The following is a 17,664-nucleotide window of genomic DNA, read 5'->3' on the forward strand; positions in this document are numbered from 1 at the left end:
CTTTATCCTACGCTCGACAAACAGCAGGATCAACATTAGATTCTAAATTAGAATCTAATGTTGTAAGCATCGATGATATGCACGTTTACCCCAGAAGCAGCTCCCTTATACTCAGAAGAAAACTGCAACTCGCTCCAACCAGAATTACAGTCTGCCCATCGGCCTATACACTAGCCCACCGTCAACTTCCCAAAATCAAACGGACTCACCGCCCTCTCCCGATTTGCATCGAGAAAATCCGCCCACCATTGCAGCATCAGTTTGCGCTCATCCAAATGCTCCGCCTTATGAATGTACGCTGCACGCACACCATTGCGCTCCTGATGGCTCATCTGTCGTTCCACCGCATCCCTAGACCACAACCCCGACTCAATCAGTGAACTACAGGCCATGGTACGAAAACCGTGACCGCACACTTCCGTTTTAGTGTCGTAGCCCATGGTTTGTAGCGCTTTGTTGACCGTACCTTCACTAACGGGTTTTCGCGACGAATGATCGCCAATGAAAACCAACTCGCAATGCCCACTTACCTCTCGAATCTTTTTAAGGATCTCCACAGCCTGACGGCTTAGTGGAACAAGGTGTGGTGTATGCATTTTTGAACCACGTTCAGAGAATTTCACACCAGGGATAGGTTCTCGCTCAGAGGGAATCGTCCACAAAGCACGTTCAAAATCGATTTCCGGCCAACGGGCAAAACGCAGTTCACTGGAACGGATAAAAATCAGCAGGGATAGATTAATAACCCACTGGGTAAACTCACGACCTTTATAGCCATCTATACGGCCAAGTAGTTCAGGCAAGCGTTCGAGTTCCAACGCTGGGCGATGTTCGACTTTGCCGGGCATAATCGCCCCTGCCATATCCTGTGCCGGGTTATAGTCGATCAGGCCGTTTTGTACGGCATAGGTCATGATGGCAGTCACGCGTTGTTTTAGTCGCTTAGCGACTTCCAAGCGTCCTGAACGTTCAACACTTTTGATCGGTGCCAGTAGATCGCGTGTTTTCAGCGCTGCGATATGTGTGCCACCGATGGCGGGGAAAATATTGTCGCTTAGACTTTTCAGGATGCGTTCTGCATGTGAGCCAGACCATTTCTTGTTATCTGCATGCCAGGCACGAGCCACAACTTCGAAAGTTTGCGCATCATCCTGTTGTTGAGTTTTGACTGCCTTTTTGTGCTCGTTGGGATCAACGCCAGCAGCAATCAGTTTTCGCGCCTCATCGCGTTTCTGACGTGCTTCAGAGAGTGAAACCTCGGGGTAGACACCTAATGCCAGCGTATTTTCTTTACCATCTGAACGATAGCGTAAACGCCAGTATTTTGATCCATTGGGATGGACCAGAAGAAACATACCGTTGCCGTCGGTGAGTTTATAGGCTTTCTCTTCCGGTTTTGCTGAACGTACCTTGATGTCCGTGAGTGCCATAGTGACTTTCCTTCAATAAAGCGTTATTGAGGGTACAAGGATTTACCATACCGCAGTATACCCGCAATTGTACCCGTATAAGCAAGTTGATGTAGGTTGAATTGTGTTGACGTCGGGAGAGTAAAGAATGAAGGAAAGCCAGTGAAACCGTGGATTTTAGACAAAAAAATAGACGTCTGTTGACGTCCATTGATGTGGTGATGGTGCCCGGGGCGGGACTTGAACCCACACAGCGCGTACGCCGAGGGATTTTAAATCATGCGCTATTCTCATATAAAACAAAAAGATACATAATTTATTCATAATATACGGTCAAATTTATCACTAGCGCATTCAGTAAGTTACAGTTAACAATCTGTCGTAGTTACGAACTTATTTGACCTCCAAGCCTCATCACATTACTGTATATAAAACCAGTTAATAGGAGGTCTCATCATGAAAGTTGAAGTCACGATCGACAAATTGAAGAAGTTACCGAACGGTGCCACTGAAGCCCTGCAAAAAGAGTTTGGCCGCCGCCTGGCAGCGCGGTACCCAGATTGCAAGTTAACGGTTCGTCGGGCGGGGAGTGACGGTTTGACGGTATTCGGTGGGGACAAAGACGAGGTTAGCGCAATGCTACAGGAGACGTGGGAATCTGCGGACGACTGGTTTTGTTGAATTTTTGAGCCGCGAGGTGCTATGTTTGACGCATTCAACATGCGCCAGGGGCAGATTCCTGCGTTTGTGGTTCTACGCTAAGTTCAGAATCGGTGGTGTCTAGGCATCTGTGGCCTGAAGAGTCGTTCAGCTAGCCAGCGTTAGGTGGGTGTGGGGTTCTATAAAAAATTCCAAATTGCATGGGGATGGGATGACAAAAGAAATTCAAGCACAAGAATTATCTCTCGCTGTATATCAGGTTGGCGATGTTCTCGTTGACATGAAAATCCACAACCTCACGCAAGAGATATGGGCAACTACCCGTGATATAGCAGAATTGTATGATGTAGAAGAAACTAGTGTAATTAAGCATATATCTAATATTTATAGCGATGGTGAGTTAGACAAAGATTCAACTACTGAAGAATTTTCAGTAGTTCGAAATGAGGGATTACGTTCAGTTCGCAGGATAATCAACCATTATAATCTAGATGTCATTATTTCAATCGGTTATCGAGTCAACGCAAGAAAAGCTATAGCGTTCCGACAATGGGCCTCTCAGGTAGTTAAAACGTACCTTGAGCAAGGTTTTGTCATCAATGAGAAGGCGCTTCGTGAGTCACCTGAAAAGGTTAATGAACTCGCGGCCAAAGTGCGTGCCATACGTGCCGACGAAAAACAGATCTACGCGAAGGTTAGAGAGTGCTTCAAAATCAGTGCATCTGACTACGACCCTAAATCTCAAGAGGTACGGAGTTTTTATGCGTTATTGCAGGATAAATTCCATCATGCCATAACCGGCATGACCAGTTCGAAACTGATTATCGACAGAGCCGACCATAATGAAGAAAATATGGGAATCTACTCTATGGATGGTACGTTCCCCACGAAATCAGAAGCCAAATCTGGTAAAAATTATCTGAAACCAGATGAGTTGTACCGCCTACATCTTTTATCCGAACAATTCCTGCTTTTTGCCGAATCAACGGCATTGTCAGGAACTCCTATGACAATGAAATCACTTCATGCACAATTGGATCGGCTTCTTACCTTGAATAATTATTCTGTATTTTCTGGATACACTGACTACATCAAGGATGAGGCGATAGAGCATGCTGAACAGGAATTTGAGCTTTATAAAAAACGCAGATATATAGAGGAAAAAGGTTATATCTACGATGAAGAGCTTTTTGCCCTTGGCGAATTTGACCACCTCTTCGAAAGCTAACCCCCACCCGACCACGCGCCGGGTTTTGCGCATTCCTTGTGGCATTAAGTCAAACGTGATGCGCTCGAACTTATAGCCGAGCGCACCGAGTAAACTCCGTAATTATTCCGGCTGCTCCGGCCACTCAATATCGGCAGCATTCACATCAACACGACTCAACAGCACCGCGTATTTTTGCCATTCAGTCAGCGCGGATTTTTCTTCATCCGTCGCCATGTCGAGATTGACCGCATACATCAGTTCATTGATGCGTGATGCCGCGGTCGCTTTACGGGATGCCAATTCCTGTTCTGCAACATTGCGCGCGGCAGCCGCTTGCGCCGCCTCATCGAGCACCCATTTTTTGCCGTCCCACACATCAAAATCACTTTCTGGCTTCAGGAGTGTGACATTATCCGGCAGATCGCCGAATTGAGTAACCGTCTGCTCCTGCCGTGTTTCAGTGTTGTAAACCGTCTGTCCGCGATAATCTGGCGAGAACGCCCACGACTTGCCATCTGCCGAGCGATGCAATGCTTGACCGACTGGCGGTAACTCTGGCTCATCGGGGTAGCTGTAGGCGGGGAGACCTACGCCCAGCATGAGGTATTCCATGCTCGCGCTTTGATATTCGCCAGTAGCTTGATTGACATGATAGACAGTGATCCATCCTGCCTTTTTGCTGAGTCCGTTTTTGCCTAATTCGGCGGCTTCAATGTCTGTTGAATAGTTGCTCATTATGCTGCTCTCACTATGTAGTTAAAGGCGATGTTGCGCGGGCGGTTTTCTGATGCGGTGGGTACGACCTTCGATGCGTCAAATGTGTAATGGCACCCGACAGTCCCAAAACCACCATTTGATGGAAGATTGTTCTCTAATCGAGTAAATGCCCCTTCCCCCACAGACGTTGCGGTGCCCTCAGCAAAAGCTAGGCCATTATTTGCAAACTTCCCGGTGATGTTTCGAATTGCGTCACCTTGCGCGCTTAGCAATGCTCGTCCGGTATCAACCCCACGTCCATCATCAGCGCCACGAATAAACTCGGCCCGTAGATCCGGCAGGACGCCGCTTGGGTAACGGGATGCCAGGACGGGATATTGCGTTGTATTGAAAGATTGACCGTTGCATTTCAGCCAACCGGATGGCGCTACGGAACCGGGGAACGGGAGTGGGATACCTGCTAAGTCACTGACTGCCAGTGCGCCTATCGCCGCGGGTGTTAAACCTGCACTCCCGGGAACCTTCCAGATACCGTTGGCATCGGATTCAGCGTTGTGTCCTTGAGACAAAACCCTCCCCGCCGCACCGCCAATTACAACATTTACATTTTTGCCAGATGCAACGGTGATATGGGTGTTGCCATCTTCTCTTAATGTAATTGAATTTAATGATGTAGCATGTTGGTTGGCCCATGCTACGGCATAATCCCCTCCAGCCTTTCCAATATACCAATGTGGTGTATCACCTGATTTTTGACCACGAATAAAACAAGACTGGGTATCAGTAAGGGGTTTTAGTTGAATTGCCTCGTTATCCCTATTAAATATTTTTTTGCCAGTAATTGTTTGGTCGGTATCAAGCGTTGCTGGGTTTGGGAGGTTTTTATCAGTCCACAATTCATAAATATTATTGTGCAGACCGTCGACAGTGCCGCCAGCTATTCTAACGCCATTGTTGTTGATGTTTGCGCTTGACGTGTAGCCAACACTAACAGTTCCCCATGTATCGCCCGCTTTAGCGAGAATGGTTGAGCCATACTGTTTAGTGTATGAGTTAGCGTTTGTGTTTCTGAATGTCTGGCTGCCGTTTCCAACACTTCTTAGCCACGTGATAAAATCGGCATCGCCAAGCGCAATAGTGCGACCTGCTCCACCTAAACCCCAAGCTCCATTAAGCATTACAGATCCGGCGGTTGCATCGAACTGTCCTGTCTGCTTCACCAACCCAACATTCTGGCGAAACTGCGCTTTATCAGGAATGTCAGCGCCGTCCTGGTCTTTTCGTAGAAATACATCATCACCAGCAGTAATTAACTCTGACAATTTTGCGACAAAACCAGAAAAATCCCCATTATCGATAACATCGCTATTGCTTTTATCTGCAACAAATTGCGCCAGCGCAGCAGAAATAAACGTCGATTGCCGTAGCGCTTTATTTATTTGCGCAGATGACGCCTTGCCGGATGTGAAACCGCTAAGCAGTGCTGGCAAGCTTTCCCATTCAGATTGTGGTGTGACGTTTGCACTCGCCGCAGTGGCAAACGGTTTAAAATCATTCTTAGCCATTTAATGATGTCTCCCATGCGCCAGCATCAAACCCGGCGATATATTTATTTTCGATATCAAAACCGAAGAACTGATTCCCAACTGACGGATACAGGACCTCCCCTGAAAAAACGCCAGCAGCTTTTACTGTTAAATATCCCTGCCGAATGACTGCCAATATTTCCCGTGAAACGGAATCTATGGACGTTTCCGGGAACACCCACACAGAGATCGTCATATCCTGATTATCAATAATCTGCATGCTCAGCCCCGACCCAGCTGTTGCAAACTCCAGAATCGCAGGCAGAGAGTCGTTTTGCCCGTCCCATTGGTTAATCGCAATTTTTGTGCGAAGCACAATGCGGTACGCTTCATCGGATAAATCGACAAAACCGGAGTCAGGATCAAACGCTCGCTGCCAGACACCCTGGTCATAACCAATGTTGTCAGTATCGAATGAAAAATAAACACCTACGATTGGCTGCATAACAGTACGTGAACGGCCGATCCATTCCCCGAGGGTGTCCAATTGATCACCAACCGCATTATCGATATCGAATGCGTTAACCAGCGCCTGCATCTGACTGGAAACATCGATAAGTGGGCGAGTGGACAAATCAACGTGTTGAACGAACAGCGGCTTTGTTGCGTTGTAATTGGGTATTAATTCGGTGTATTTGCTCATGGCACCACCGTGATCGATATGTTGTCAGCGCTGCTTATTGGTGATTCATCGTATGCAGTCACTACATTAGTAGGCGCTACACTGCCCGATGTACGCCCCAATTTTAATTCTATAATGTCGTAGTATCGTGCATCGCCGCCGCTCACTACGCCAAGGTTGGCAGGGGAATAAACGCGGCTCAGCAACACATCATCACCGATATCAAGTGAGTTAATGTAATCAGCAATCGAGCGCTTCATTTGCTCAGCAACCGCTGTTGTGTAACCCGTAAACACACGCATCGAGATTGAAACAAATATCGGGACATTAATCGGGCGAGAGAACCGGATCACGTGATTATTACCATATTTGTCCGGTACGGTTACGGCTGTACTGCCGAACGTCGCCACACCTTGCCCTTTCTTCCCCCGGATTGTCTGTGCAATCTGTGTGACGTTTCCGCCCTCAACAATGGCGCTGATCGAATGTGCCGGCAGTCCGTTAGCGTCAACAGAACCCGTGTCATTTTCATACAGCTTGTGACGTGTCACACCATCAATTCCCGCTAGCGCGCCATCTACAGCTTCAAAGGGAGTCAGTGATGCAATCGCAACGCTACGCGCCTGACGTACGCGCAATGCCGCATCAGTCTCTACTGCTGCGCCTACATCTGCCGCGCCAGGGTTGGTTACAGACAACCACCCCCGCGTCGGCGTGTTAATCTGGTTAACTGAGTGCGCAACGGCGGCCACGGCACCTGCTGTCGCACATGTCGCAGTAACAATGACGTTACCGTCAATGCCAATGCTCACTGTTGCAGGAAGATTCCAGATAACGCCGTTGGTATCCTTTACCGAGCCGTTTGTGATGGTTGTCCCCGCTACGCCAGTTAGCGTCACATCGACCGTTGAATTGACCGCGGCATGACGTGAAATCCCGTTGATTTTAACATTACGTGTCAGACCATCCGACAGCGCGGTGGAGGGCGAAAACGAGTTGTACACCGCAATCGCAGTGGTATTGGCATCATGAATAGCCAGTGCCACCAGCGCCACCATCTGGCCGTCTTTGCTGTCCGGGTCAAGATACGCATCACTGCCGTATATCTGTCTGAAATAGTCAGTAATGGTGCTGAGGATTGTCTGATAATCGGGCGCACTTATCCCCTGAGCGGTTACCGTTGCCGATAAGCCCAGCGTGTCAAGATTTAAGGCCATTACGCCTCCGAGGTTACTGTCGTTGTTCCGTAGATTGTTTCGATGGTCGCTGTAAACGATACGCGCCGCGTGGCGCTGTTTACAGTGGTGTTGAACTCACTAATGCTGCTGACTCCCTGCGTTTCAAGGATGTGCTGGCGAATAGCCAAGCTATAGGTGTCCAGCCGCTGCTTTCCTAGCACAGACTGAATCCACGGCGTGCCTGCGGCAGTGTCCAGAAACCACTGGCCCAGCCATAACTCAAACCGGGTTTTAACCGCCTGCGCCACCGCTTCAGGTGAATTAATCAGCCAGGTATCATCGCCCTGCCCGAATGTGTAATCGCCGTCCGCACTTTCTCGTCTATATCGCATCAGTTCGGCGCTCCTGTATCTCCACTGCCTGGCTGCACGCCGCCGTGCGTGTGCGTCATTAAGCTCTTGCCACCAGCGGTAACATCGTTGGTCACCGTGACCAGCCCTTGCATTGTCGCCTTTCCGCCTCCAGCCCCCATACCTTGCGACAGGTTGCCGTTAATAGTGACATCGCCATTTAGGACAATCGTCGGTGAGGTGATTTCGGTACCACCCTGTGCGCTGGCGGTCAGCTTGCCGGGTGTGGTGACGGTAATATCGTGACCGGCGGCCACCTCAACGAACGCCGCACCGTCATCAGTTCGCAGCTGCGTGGCGTTCGTGCTGATACCGCTAATCTTGTTAGCTTGTGACTGCGCACCCACAATGACGAACGCATCAGACAGGCTGTGCATGCGGTTAGATACAGGTTCCTGAACGCCGCCAGACTGCCACCAGAAATCGATACACCGATCGGCAAAGACAATCAGGCACTCATCACCAGGTGATACAGGAAACGTCAGGGTACAACCACCGCCGCGTGGGAATACAACAGGGACGTCCACCAGCAAAGGAAGTGACAATGACGAAACCACACCGCTACTGTCAGTGCTGGCACCCTGTATTGATGGCTGAACAACGCAAGTGACCTCATCAGCATCGAATGATTGAATGATCCCCACTATCGCTGCGCGCAGCGACGAGAGAACCTTATCTGATATCGCATCCAGAGCCTGTTGGTTGCCGCCGATTTGAGACTTAAGTGATACCGCCATGTTTCCTCCAGACGTAAAAAACCCGCTCAGTAGCGGGTTTTGTCTGATGTACGTGCTGAGTTAGAGGGGTGGTTTTCTATCGGCTTCAAGCGCTTCGGTTATCCGCCTCAGATATTCATTATTCTTAAAGGCGATCATTATTCCTTCAAAGAACACACGGCAAAATACTGCTATCAATACACATAATAGAGCAGCACCAACTTTCCCGTTAAAGAAAGAAATAACACCCGCTGCCAGAAAAAGAAGCATGGTCAAAATATAAAGAAAGGTTATTATTTTTGGTGTAATTAATTTATCAAATCCAAACATAGACACTCCCTCATCTTAAGTTATAAAAATCATATCTGTTTTATTTTATTCTCACGCAATCGTAAGTGCCATAGATACGCGGTGCATTCATGTTAGCGCGCAACCATTGCACATTCAGGATGGCCTTACCGTCGCGCTTAATATAGTCCATTCCCAACCATCTTCCGGGCTGGTTTGCAGGAACAATCCATTGCATTTTGATGTTACTGTAGTCCTCCGATTTTCCGAGGAAGATGAGCTTTTGGGTTTCAGGTTTCGCCCCATTAATATGCATTAACCCGTCATTACCAGATTGCAGTAAAAATGGTCCGCATTGTGTTCCGCTCGCAAAACAAAACACTGGCAGGAAATAAAGAAATATAAATGATTTTTTTAACATATCATTTTTCCATATGCGCTCTATCCAAAGTGGCTTTACTCAGCAAAGTCCGATCGCCGCGAGCAAAACACATCAGATCCATATACCACGCCTGACCACGCGTATCACCATGATAATCTATCGCCTTTACGACATAAACACCATCAGCGGCGATGCTGGCCGGGTTCTGCAACGCGCCACTCAATGTAAGGTTTCCATCCTGGTTAACCTCATTGATTCGACCACCAGAACGGGCAACATCCGTATCGGACAGGCCTGCACGATACACCGAAGCCTGATCAATATGCACCAGACCGTTGATGCGAATATTTGGATTAATCAGGCAGCGCACGTTCACACCACCGCCCATCGTTTGTTGTGGCATCCCGACAAGGCCCGTGTCGGCATTCAGTACAATGGCCTCATGAATATAGTCGTTTTGAGAAATAACGTTCACCTTACCTTCAACGATCTGCCATGTGGCATTACATGATTTGGCGATCTGGTCCATTACGTCGCTGGCCGGAGAAAACAAGCTGATGCCGCGCGGGTAAACTGTCGGCGGCATGTCGCAAATTGTCCCCTCAGTAACACCGTATTTGTTAAACTCCTTCATCACCTCATCAAACAGGCTGCGCATTGTCCACCCGCGCATAATCGTCATGCTGAGATTGGCGCGTAGTAACGCATCCCATCCATCGATCGCCTGAACCTGAATCCATTTATCAGTGATGTTGTCCTGTCCCGTGATAGAAAAACGGATGTCTCCGTCAAATATCAGTCCATAATTTCTATCATTCATGTGGCCGACATCATCGGCGTTCACGTTTCTGGCAATGCCAACATCGGCAGCCTTAACATCGGGCACGATGCCGTCATACCCTGCAATAAGTCGAATGCGCGTAAATTCCTCACGTAAAATCTTGTTATTGGTATCCGGTGACAGATTGTAGATTTTTACGTTAGCCACTCGCGGCCAGCGCGTATCGGCCCACTCAATACTAAACACAACTTTAAAATCACTAAGTTGCACACCTTCACCACTCCCGTCGACTATTTGCAGGTCAAAATGGCGCATCCAGTTTTTAGACATGATTACTCCGTTACCACATAAAGATGGCTGTAAATACCGAGATCGGTTTTAGTTGGGTTTTCCTGCCCGGCAACATCGCAGGCAACGATCAGAGAAAAACCGAGGTTCAGGTAAACGTATTGCAGCAGCAGGTCGTAGCCAGTTATCAGTGGGATGTTTCCCGCCACCAGCCCGCCGGCGCTATCCATCAGATCCAGTGACCAGAACGTTTCACGCCAGAGTATCCGCATTTGATATACCGTCCCAGCCAGCGTGATACTGAATAGCTGGTTGTTTGGTGTTAGTGGTATTTCGGTTGCATTCATAGCCCACCTACCACGCCTGACACGGCGCCACCAATGGATTTCAGTATTGAACTGTTAACGGGTTGAGGGGTTTTTGTCCCTGAGTTTTGAACATCAGAGGTAGTTGCTCCCAGCTTCATCTCTTCTTTCGGAGCAACTTTTGTTGATGATGTTTCAGATATGATGATTTCACGCAGTGTGATAACAGCCATTAGCACGTTTTCGCTGTTTTTGTCAGTGGTGACATCCAGCGAGCGGATCAACATGTTCTGATACTGACGTTTGCCTGTCGTCACATCGAATGGCAGGCGTAGGCGTTGCAGGTCGAGCAGTTGCTGATAAACCTCCTTAGGGCTAAGGCCAACACTCAGACCGATTCTTGATGTATCGAGCAGCGACGAATCCAGTAAAGAACCGCCACCAGCAAAACCCACTTCCATTACCACTTCGGAGGGGCGACGATACGCATGATCAGCAATGAATCCCGCTCCCGATGATGTCGGCTTTTCAACAGGGTGCTCTGTAATTTCCAGCACATCAGAGTGCTTTTCTGAAATAACAACATCAGGAATTATTATCCCTATTTTCCGGCTTCGCTGCCGGAACATGACGGAAAGAATATCCATTATCGATTACCTGTATTCACCTGCTGGACAGTGCGCGAGTTAACGCCATCCTGCTTATCGGCAATTGCATCAGCAGTACCCTGCGCATCAGTCGAACCGTAGACCGTGATATTGGTTTCCTGATTGATACTCGGCATGCCGCTTCGCACTTTGGGGATGTAATCGCGCGTTTCCCTGGGCATCAGCGCCATACCGTGTTTCTGCACGTTGCCGATCCCCCAGTTATACGACGCCAGCGCCTTATCCAGATCGCCACCGTTGGCCTTAAGCAGTTGTGCCAGGTATTTGGCGGCGGCTTGTGCCGATTTCATGGGATCGAAAACATCATTCCCACGCAGTCCCATATCGCGCGCCGTTCCGTCCATAAACTGAAACAATCCCTTAGCGCCTGCCTCAGATACCGCGAACTGATTGCCTGCTGACTCGGTGGTGGCCACGCTACGCAGCAGGCCAGCCGGTAATTTGTAGAGGCTCTCCAGTTGGGTAAGCATTGGCCCCATCCAGCCAAGCAACTGCTCACCAGCCTTGCTCGCTTTGGGTCGCTCTACTGGCGTACCCCCCATCCATTCCGGCAGATACTGATTCAGCGCATTACTGGCCTTGGTGTATACCCCCTTCGCTACAGCCGTCACCCCTTGTCCCATTGGACTATCGGCCAAGATACTGGCGGCTTCTTTCAGCGAGTCCCAGGCACCAGAGAAATCACCGCTGACCAGTTTTTTCAATGCATCCACCAGCGCACCCACATACTTGATGGCGCAACGCACGCTTTCAATAATCTGGTCAAACAGCCACTTTCCTGAGAAGCGCGACGTATCGATGTCGATAAACTCAAGAAACGCCTTGATGGCATCCCATATCGCTTTACCCAGATCGACGACCTTGTCATACAGCGCGCCAAAGTCGCCGCTGAGTCCGCCAATGGCTTTTTGGGCATACTGGATACCCGGTTCCCATTTCGACCAGTCAATCAGGCTTTGCCCGCCCTCTTTCCAGGTGGCGTAATCCTCAACCAACGCCGCCAGTGCCGCAGCCAGCGCAATAATGCGACCGATGGGCGACATCGCGAACGCGCTGTTCAGTAAGCGCCACGCAACGAGCATGGCTCCGAATGCCGCTATTATCTGCTTTGTGGATTTATCTAATGATCCCCACCAGTCAATAATCACCCCAACAGCCTGAACAAGCCGATAGACTACCCGCCCGACGATATCAGCCAGCCACAAAATGGATTTGATAACGACTGTTATCCCCGTCTCAATTCGTGGGAAGTTATCGACGATGAGTTTACGGAAGTTATCGATTGAGCCAGCCAGACCGCTGGCGAGATTTGCGCCGATTTTGTCTCGCGCCATACCTGCCATCATGCCAAACTCACGCATGGAGGTCATAAACTTGTTCGAACTGGCTGCCGCCTGTTCCGCATTGAAACCGATAGCCTTGGCAGTGGCGGTATATTCTGCGCTGAACTGTCCCAGCCCGCGCCGCATTGCCATCAGCGTGTTTTCGTCAATGCCGAGCATCTGCGCATACTGATTAGCCCGGAAGTACGGCATGCTGTTCAGACGCTGGCCTACGCCCGTAAAAATACTGGCCATATCCCGCATCTGTCCGCTGGCATCCCGAGTCTGCACACCGAGTCGATTCAAAAACCCCTCAGCGCCAGGGCTGTTTCGTATGAACTGCGCCAGATTTTCCAGCGATGAGCGTGCAGCGTTGACGCTCCCGCCCATTTGCCCGACTGCATACCCAATGCGCTGAATACCCGCCACCGTCGCGCCAGTGCGCTGGGATGCCCAATACAGATCATCCAGACCGCTGGCTATTTTAGTGGTAAAGGCGACAACGGATAGTGCTGCGGCTTCCACCGCCACACCCAGCTTCACCACCTTTGCGGTCGCGCTGACGATCCCCGCTTCGAACTTGCGCTGTCCTGCTTCATCAACGTCAAATCCCAGCGAGACGAGAAACGATTTGATAGCCTCAGCGTTCATTATCTTCTCTCCATTTCGCTATACGGTATTCGTTGTCGGCTTTCATATCGAGGTAGTCATTCATGCGGGCGATATCCGCCAGATCGACAGATCCATCCTTCAGTGCAGTGTAAGGAATATGCCCGGCATCAACCGGGCGCATGATGTAGTCTTCGCTGTCAGGCAGTGTATCGAGGGTTAATCCGCTGTCGGGGTGGCCGTCGCGCTGTCGGGGAGTTCGTGCAAAAAATTTCCGAGGGAGTCGGCGACCACCCGCGCCACCAGCGACAACATGGTGAACAAATCGATATCATCAAACATCAGCTCACCCTGACTGAATACTGGCGTCCAGGCTTTATCGTGCTTACGCGCCACGACAGCCAGGCACGGGTGGATAATCGCGTTAACATCATCGTCCGGCAGAGCAGCGATTGCGTCAGCAATCTTGGGTAACGCCTGCATAGCGCCGTCAGACTTTATCGACTTCAAATCACCCACATCAGACAGCATTCCCGCCAGCATCGGCAGCAGTTTTCGAGTCACCTTAAGCTGGTCAAAAACGCTCAGCTTTGACAGGCGGTAATCCTGGCCTTTCAGTGATATTTCCATCAATTAAAACTCTCCGAGCAGTTGGTCGATTTTGCCGCAGTCAAACACCCACGACACCGTATTACCGACTTTGGCATTAGCGTGATCCGGTTGCTTTTGGAACGCGACAGAGCGCGCGGTTGTCGTGTCACCTGACGCTTTGTTGCGCACCACGATGACGTTATTACCCCACGTCGCGGACGACTGGCTCTGCGCGTTATACATCAGGGATAATTTTTTGTTTACCGGGGAGGTCTTCAACAGTGTGACCGTGATAGCGCCGGATTTTCCCGCGTGCAGGCTGTGCATCACTTCGCCGTCTGCCCCAACAGTCATGGTGTTTTTCGCCTCAGTCATGACGACAGTGATCCCTTCTTCTGAGGCCGCCGAGCCATAACCGAGATCGACGATCCCGGTGGGGCCAGCAAGGGACGCGGTAACGTCCAAAAATGAATATGTGCTCATTGCTCCCCCTTAACGGACAACGTTGATTTGCACGTCGGCGTAGTGAACCGCGCCGGCCAGTTTGCACGCCACCTGAATAACCGGCGCTTTACGGGCTTCGCGGTCTGCCTGCGCTTGCGAGGAAATCGGCTGCGCGTAGACGTAATAGCCTTTTGTCAGAGTGTCACCGCTTGCCAACTGCCCGATCGGTCCACCATTCCACACCCCGGGAGCAACCAGGCCATTCGCCACGCTCTGATCCATGGATTGCTCAACGTTCGCCAGCAGGCGTGTTACACCGGCGTCGGTTTGCGGCACCTTTGTTGCGCTGGTGTACAGCACGTTGTACAGGTTGGTCTGCACGTAGTTTTGCAGCCAGTCCAGTCCATGGCGTTCGTCAAAGAAGTCGCCGTTTGCCATGACACCCTGCTGAAGAATTGCCGTGTCGTTTTCGTAGTACACGTAAACGTTGCAGTTTTTCGCATCAACGGCGGCGGCCTGATTGATTTGCAGGGTTTCGTACGTGACGCCCGGCTCCTGTTTGAACTTCAGCGTAATGGTGGTGTTGCTGCCGTTGAAATTCACGGTAAACGCACGACCAAACGCAGACAGCGCCGCGTATTTGCTGCTGGTTGAATATTGCGTGAAAGTGCGTGCGTACCCCGCCGCCTTCAGTTTTGATGCCAGATCGTCGGTGCTGGTTGTGCTCAGTGTTGCCGCAGCATCAGTAGTAACGGCAAAGATACGACTGACTCGGGCCGATTCAATCGCCGCAGCTACAACCAGTACATCAGGATCCAGCAGTTCCGCGCTATCAGCCACGCCTAGCCCGTACCAGTTAGTAAACTGGAGCGAAGCATTGACAGCCTGAATCAGCGTTTCAACAGCTCCGGTTTCTCCGGCCGCGAGCGTTTTCGCCCAGCGTCCGATATACACCTGCGTCGGTCTCGGGGATTGTGAAAAGAACACCGTGGCGGCGGCATATTCTGGCGAATCCACACCGAAATCTGCGCCGATATCTTCAGTGCCAGAATAAAGCCGCAGGCGTTCGGTGACGGGAATGACGGTTGATGTGCCGAGTATCAGCAATGAGCCAAAGTTTCGGCCCGTCGCCGCCGTGGGCGACATGATGACATCAACGTTGACAACATTGGACAACGGTAAGCCCTGCTGTGCCATGAATTAATCTCCAAAGAATACTGGCGCATCCACCAGCGTTTTGATGTTGTACGTGCGCGTGTTTTTACGGGATAGCGTGACAGTGATGTCGTAGCGCCTCACCCACTGGTTGTTAATGAGTTCGGGCAGGTTATAGAGAGTCCCGGCATCCACCAGCGACAGACCGGTAAGATTTAGCTCGGCGTTGTTCTGCTCAACGAATATACCTGCACGGAACGTGGCCGCTGTGCTGGCACCGAGAGGACCGTAGAAGCAGCAAATCACCGTCACGGATTCCCACGTCCATTGCTCGGACTGCTCGTCCGACACCTGAACATCTGACTGACTGAGTGGTTGTGGCACGGTAGTGATACCGAATCCGCACCAGGTCACACCGTTCTTCGGGATTAGTGGTTGCGGATCCGTCCAGCGCGGGAAAACCTGTTCGGCCGGCAGACCAGAAACACCACGGATCCACCGGCTGATTTCTCGCTCCAGATCCTGGTCATAGGCAGGCATATCCCCAACAGGGCTAAGATAACCACGGGATGTGCTGTCATTGCTCAACGGGTATCCCTCCGTCAAAATCCATTAACTCGCAGTGCGCCTGAACAAATCCCGCGCCATAGCTCGTATACGGATCGACAAACGTCACGCGGTATCGGCGGCCGTTATAGGTCACCACATCAGCATCCAGCCGCGGCGTGGTATCTGATGACGGTTGCCCCTGCGTCAGTCGGAACTGCGTCACAATGAGGATGGCCCCCCTGATGTTCTGCCCGGCAGCCATGCGTCGCGCTTCCAGTGAGCGGTCGACGGTCACCACGCCAGAAAATTGGATATCTTGCGGTGTGTTGATTGGGAAGTTGTCATCGTCCACGGTCTGCACCTGCCGATGACAAATCAGCGAGAAATCAGCAAAATCGGGGTCGAGCAGTATTTCGGAAACATCGAGCAGCGGCATGATTATTTCCTCACAACATAGGTGATAGCGCGCAGCAGGTAGCCGTGTGCGTATAGCGGCTTTTCACCGGGCAATCCGTTAGCCCTGCGCTTTTCGAGTGTTTTTTCGGAAAGCGGCGCGAGACGGTCACCATCACTGATCACCTTCTTCGCGCCATCAGAGGCGATAATCCCAGCGCGTTCGAGTTCACGCTCAGCACCAGCGGCGTTCCCGTCCAGCGCCAGCTCTGCGGCAACTTTCAGGTGTGCAGTGGTGCGCTCACGCGTATCCTCAATACCGATGTCAAGAAAGGGGCGCGGCGGTAACGTGACGACAGCGCCGTCGATTTCCACCGTAGCCCCGGTGGACTGCAGGTAGCCGATTTCGGCGTTGTTCAGTTTGCCGTCCTCGCGCGCTGCGTTGCCCTCGGGGATACCCACCAGCACGTCCATGCCAGACAGGCGCGTGATCGAGTCAATAATCGCGTCCGCGTTATCCGCCGTTACCTTCACGCCACTTTTCATAGCAACTGGCGACCACCCGCACCAAACATCGACCACCACCAGAAGAACTCGCGCCCGTATCCGGTGTTGTTCCAGAATCCCGCATCAGGGTTGATAATCCCTGATACGTCATAGCTGGCGCTGACCTTATCCACGGATTTTGATGTCAGGACACCACCACCGGATGAATTCACCCCGCCGCCAGCCGTAGCTGCCGCCAGAGCGCGTCCACGCAATTCGGTGTAGTGCGCGGTAAACAGTTCAGCCAGGTACACGAACTGATCGCCCTGCATATTCTGGTCGAGCAATACGTCCGCCTGCCCCAGATAAAAATTCACTGAGGCGTCGGGGTAGCGTGTGGTGTTGGAGAATTCGGGGAAGTCATCGCGGAACTTCTGGACGGTTGGTAGCAGACTATTTTTAGGCATATCTCACCCGTTTATTTCTTGGCGTTAGTACCCTTCTCTGTCGCTGCCAATGCAGCAGAAAGCTGCTCTTTCAGGCCTGCAAGTTCAGTATCCTTTCCAGCCAGTTGAGCCGACAGGTCTTCGCTGATTTTGCTCTGTTCTATCAGTTGCGTTTTCAGAGATTCGTTTTCCGCGCTCAGCACAGCCAGTTGAGCCGACAGGTCTTCGGTCTGCTTTTCCTGTTCCAGCTCTGATTCATCCAATGGCTTGGCATAGGACTTAAACGCCCAGTGCTTTCTCACTGAATCGGGGAGATTGTTGCTGTCGTGAATGCCGGCCTGCAATTCAAATCTCGTACCGTCTGGAAAACTGAGCGTTGCGCCGCCTGAAACAATGTATTTCATGCTGTTACTCCATAAAGAAAGGCGGGTTACCCCGCCCGTGTTGTC

At 50.9% G+C, this 17,664-nt stretch carries 24 protein-coding genes; 2 read left to right on the forward strand and 22 right to left on the reverse strand.

The window, feature by feature from the left end:
* Positions 1-170: 170 nt before the first annotated feature.
* Positions 171-1,430, reverse strand: a complete 1,260-nt coding sequence (locus J5069_RS07385; RefSeq protein ID WP_264643208.1) for a tyrosine-type recombinase/integrase — start codon at positions 1,428-1,430, stop codon at positions 171-173.
* 435 nt (positions 1,431-1,865) lie between these two features.
* Here J5069_RS07385 and J5069_RS07390 point away from each other — a divergent pair, with 435 nt between their 5' ends.
* Both J5069_RS07390 and J5069_RS07395 read left to right on the forward strand, forming a co-directional pair.
* Positions 1,866-2,090, forward strand: coding sequence for a DinI-like family protein (locus tag J5069_RS07390; RefSeq protein ID WP_264643209.1), 225 nt, complete (start codon positions 1,866-1,868; stop codon positions 2,088-2,090).
* Positions 2,091-2,280: 190 nt separating this feature from the next.
* Entirely contained in the window at positions 2,281-3,297 is a 1,017-nt protein-coding gene (locus J5069_RS07395) for a virulence RhuM family protein (protein ID WP_264643210.1), read from the forward strand.
* A 102-nt stretch (positions 3,298-3,399) separates the two neighbouring features.
* Here J5069_RS07395 and J5069_RS07400 read toward each other — a convergent pair whose 3' ends face one another.
* The 21 genes from J5069_RS07400 to J5069_RS07500 are packed head-to-tail and all read right to left on the reverse strand — an operon-like array spanning position 3,400 to position 17,619.
* The gene (locus J5069_RS07400) at positions 3,400-4,014 is read right to left on the reverse strand and encodes a tail fiber assembly protein (RefSeq protein WP_264643211.1); all 615 of its coding nucleotides are present in this window, start codon (positions 4,012-4,014) and stop codon (positions 3,400-3,402) included.
* Positions 4,014-5,561 (reverse strand): phage tail protein, encoded by a 1,548-nt coding sequence (locus J5069_RS07405; RefSeq protein ID WP_264643212.1) that lies wholly within the window; start codon positions 5,559-5,561, stop codon positions 4,014-4,016. The genes J5069_RS07400 and J5069_RS07405 overlap by 1 nt, the downstream gene beginning before the upstream one ends.
* Positions 5,554-6,225 carry a DUF2612 domain-containing protein gene (locus J5069_RS07410; RefSeq protein WP_264643213.1) on the reverse strand — a complete coding sequence of 224 codons (672 nt, stop codon included), beginning with the start codon at positions 6,223-6,225 and terminating at the stop codon, positions 5,554-5,556. The genes J5069_RS07405 and J5069_RS07410 overlap by 8 nt, the downstream gene beginning before the upstream one ends.
* Complete coding sequence (locus J5069_RS07415; protein WP_264643214.1) at positions 6,222-7,421, reverse strand: baseplate J/gp47 family protein; 1,200 nt, start codon at positions 7,419-7,421, stop codon at positions 6,222-6,224. Before J5069_RS07415 ends, J5069_RS07410 begins: the two co-directional genes overlap by 4 nt.
* Positions 7,421-7,774 (reverse strand): hypothetical protein, encoded by a 354-nt coding sequence (locus tag J5069_RS07420; RefSeq protein WP_264643215.1) that lies wholly within the window; start codon positions 7,772-7,774, stop codon positions 7,421-7,423. Before J5069_RS07420 ends, J5069_RS07415 begins: the two co-directional genes overlap by 1 nt.
* Positions 7,774-8,529 carry a phage baseplate assembly protein V gene (locus tag J5069_RS07425; RefSeq protein WP_264643216.1) on the reverse strand — a complete coding sequence of 252 codons (756 nt, stop codon included), beginning with the start codon at positions 8,527-8,529 and terminating at the stop codon, positions 7,774-7,776. Before J5069_RS07425 ends, J5069_RS07420 begins: the two co-directional genes overlap by 1 nt.
* A gap of 60 nt (positions 8,530-8,589) precedes the next feature.
* On the reverse strand, positions 8,590-8,838 hold the full coding sequence (locus J5069_RS07430; RefSeq protein ID WP_264643217.1) for a DUF4282 domain-containing protein: 249 nt from the start codon (positions 8,836-8,838) through the stop codon (positions 8,590-8,592).
* Positions 8,839-8,878: 40 nt separating this feature from the next.
* Complete coding sequence (locus J5069_RS07435) at positions 8,879-9,217, reverse strand: hypothetical protein (protein WP_264643218.1); 339 nt, start codon at positions 9,215-9,217, stop codon at positions 8,879-8,881.
* Between the two features lies 1 nt (position 9,218).
* Complete coding sequence (locus J5069_RS07440; RefSeq protein ID WP_264643219.1) at positions 9,219-10,289, reverse strand: hypothetical protein; 1,071 nt, start codon at positions 10,287-10,289, stop codon at positions 9,219-9,221.
* Positions 10,290-10,291: 2 nt separating this feature from the next.
* Entirely contained in the window at positions 10,292-10,594 is a 303-nt protein-coding gene (locus J5069_RS07445; RefSeq protein WP_264643220.1) for a phage baseplate plug protein, read from the reverse strand.
* On the reverse strand, positions 10,591-11,199 hold the full coding sequence (locus J5069_RS07450) for a phage baseplate protein (protein WP_264643221.1): 609 nt from the start codon (positions 11,197-11,199) through the stop codon (positions 10,591-10,593). Before J5069_RS07450 ends, J5069_RS07445 begins: the two co-directional genes overlap by 4 nt.
* Complete coding sequence (locus tag J5069_RS07455; protein ID WP_264643222.1) at positions 11,199-13,193, reverse strand: transglycosylase SLT domain-containing protein; 1,995 nt, start codon at positions 13,191-13,193, stop codon at positions 11,199-11,201. The genes J5069_RS07450 and J5069_RS07455 overlap by 1 nt, the downstream gene beginning before the upstream one ends.
* Positions 13,183-13,335: a DUF6889 family protein gene (locus tag J5069_RS07460; protein WP_264643223.1), complete on the reverse strand. Its 153-nt coding sequence runs from the start codon at positions 13,333-13,335 to the stop codon at positions 13,183-13,185. Before J5069_RS07460 ends, J5069_RS07455 begins: the two co-directional genes overlap by 11 nt.
* 35 nt (positions 13,336-13,370) lie before the next feature.
* Positions 13,371-13,781 (reverse strand): phage tail assembly chaperone, encoded by a 411-nt coding sequence (locus J5069_RS07465; protein ID WP_264643224.1) that lies wholly within the window; start codon positions 13,779-13,781, stop codon positions 13,371-13,373.
* Between the two features lie 3 nt (positions 13,782-13,784).
* A complete protein-coding gene (locus J5069_RS07470) occupies positions 13,785-14,225 on the reverse strand; it encodes a DUF3277 family protein (protein WP_222159438.1) in 441 nt (146 codons plus the stop codon).
* A gap of 9 nt (positions 14,226-14,234) precedes the next feature.
* Positions 14,235-15,383 carry a DUF3383 domain-containing protein gene (locus J5069_RS07475; RefSeq protein WP_264643225.1) on the reverse strand — a complete coding sequence of 383 codons (1,149 nt, stop codon included), beginning with the start codon at positions 15,381-15,383 and terminating at the stop codon, positions 14,235-14,237.
* Positions 15,384-15,386: 3 nt separating this feature from the next.
* Positions 15,387-15,929, reverse strand: a complete 543-nt coding sequence (locus J5069_RS07480) for a hypothetical protein (RefSeq protein ID WP_264643766.1) — start codon at positions 15,927-15,929, stop codon at positions 15,387-15,389.
* Positions 15,919-16,326 carry a head-tail adaptor gene (locus J5069_RS07485; protein WP_264643226.1) on the reverse strand — a complete coding sequence of 136 codons (408 nt, stop codon included), beginning with the start codon at positions 16,324-16,326 and terminating at the stop codon, positions 15,919-15,921. The genes J5069_RS07480 and J5069_RS07485 overlap by 11 nt, the downstream gene beginning before the upstream one ends.
* Before the next feature lie 2 nt (positions 16,327-16,328).
* Positions 16,329-16,829, reverse strand: a complete 501-nt coding sequence (locus J5069_RS07490) for a hypothetical protein (protein WP_264643227.1) — start codon at positions 16,827-16,829, stop codon at positions 16,329-16,331.
* Entirely contained in the window at positions 16,826-17,236 is a 411-nt protein-coding gene (locus J5069_RS07495; RefSeq protein WP_264643228.1) for a DUF4054 domain-containing protein, read from the reverse strand. The genes J5069_RS07490 and J5069_RS07495 overlap by 4 nt, the downstream gene beginning before the upstream one ends.
* 11 nt (positions 17,237-17,247) lie before the next feature.
* Positions 17,248-17,619, reverse strand: coding sequence for an STY1053 family phage-associated protein (locus tag J5069_RS07500; RefSeq protein ID WP_264643229.1), 372 nt, complete (start codon positions 17,617-17,619; stop codon positions 17,248-17,250).
* Between the last annotated feature and the right edge of the window lie 45 nt (positions 17,620-17,664).

The organism is Candidatus Symbiopectobacterium sp. NZEC127 (genome assembly GCF_025962675.1).
In the GTDB taxonomy this organism is placed as follows: Bacteria; Pseudomonadota; Gammaproteobacteria; order Enterobacterales; family Enterobacteriaceae; genus Symbiopectobacterium.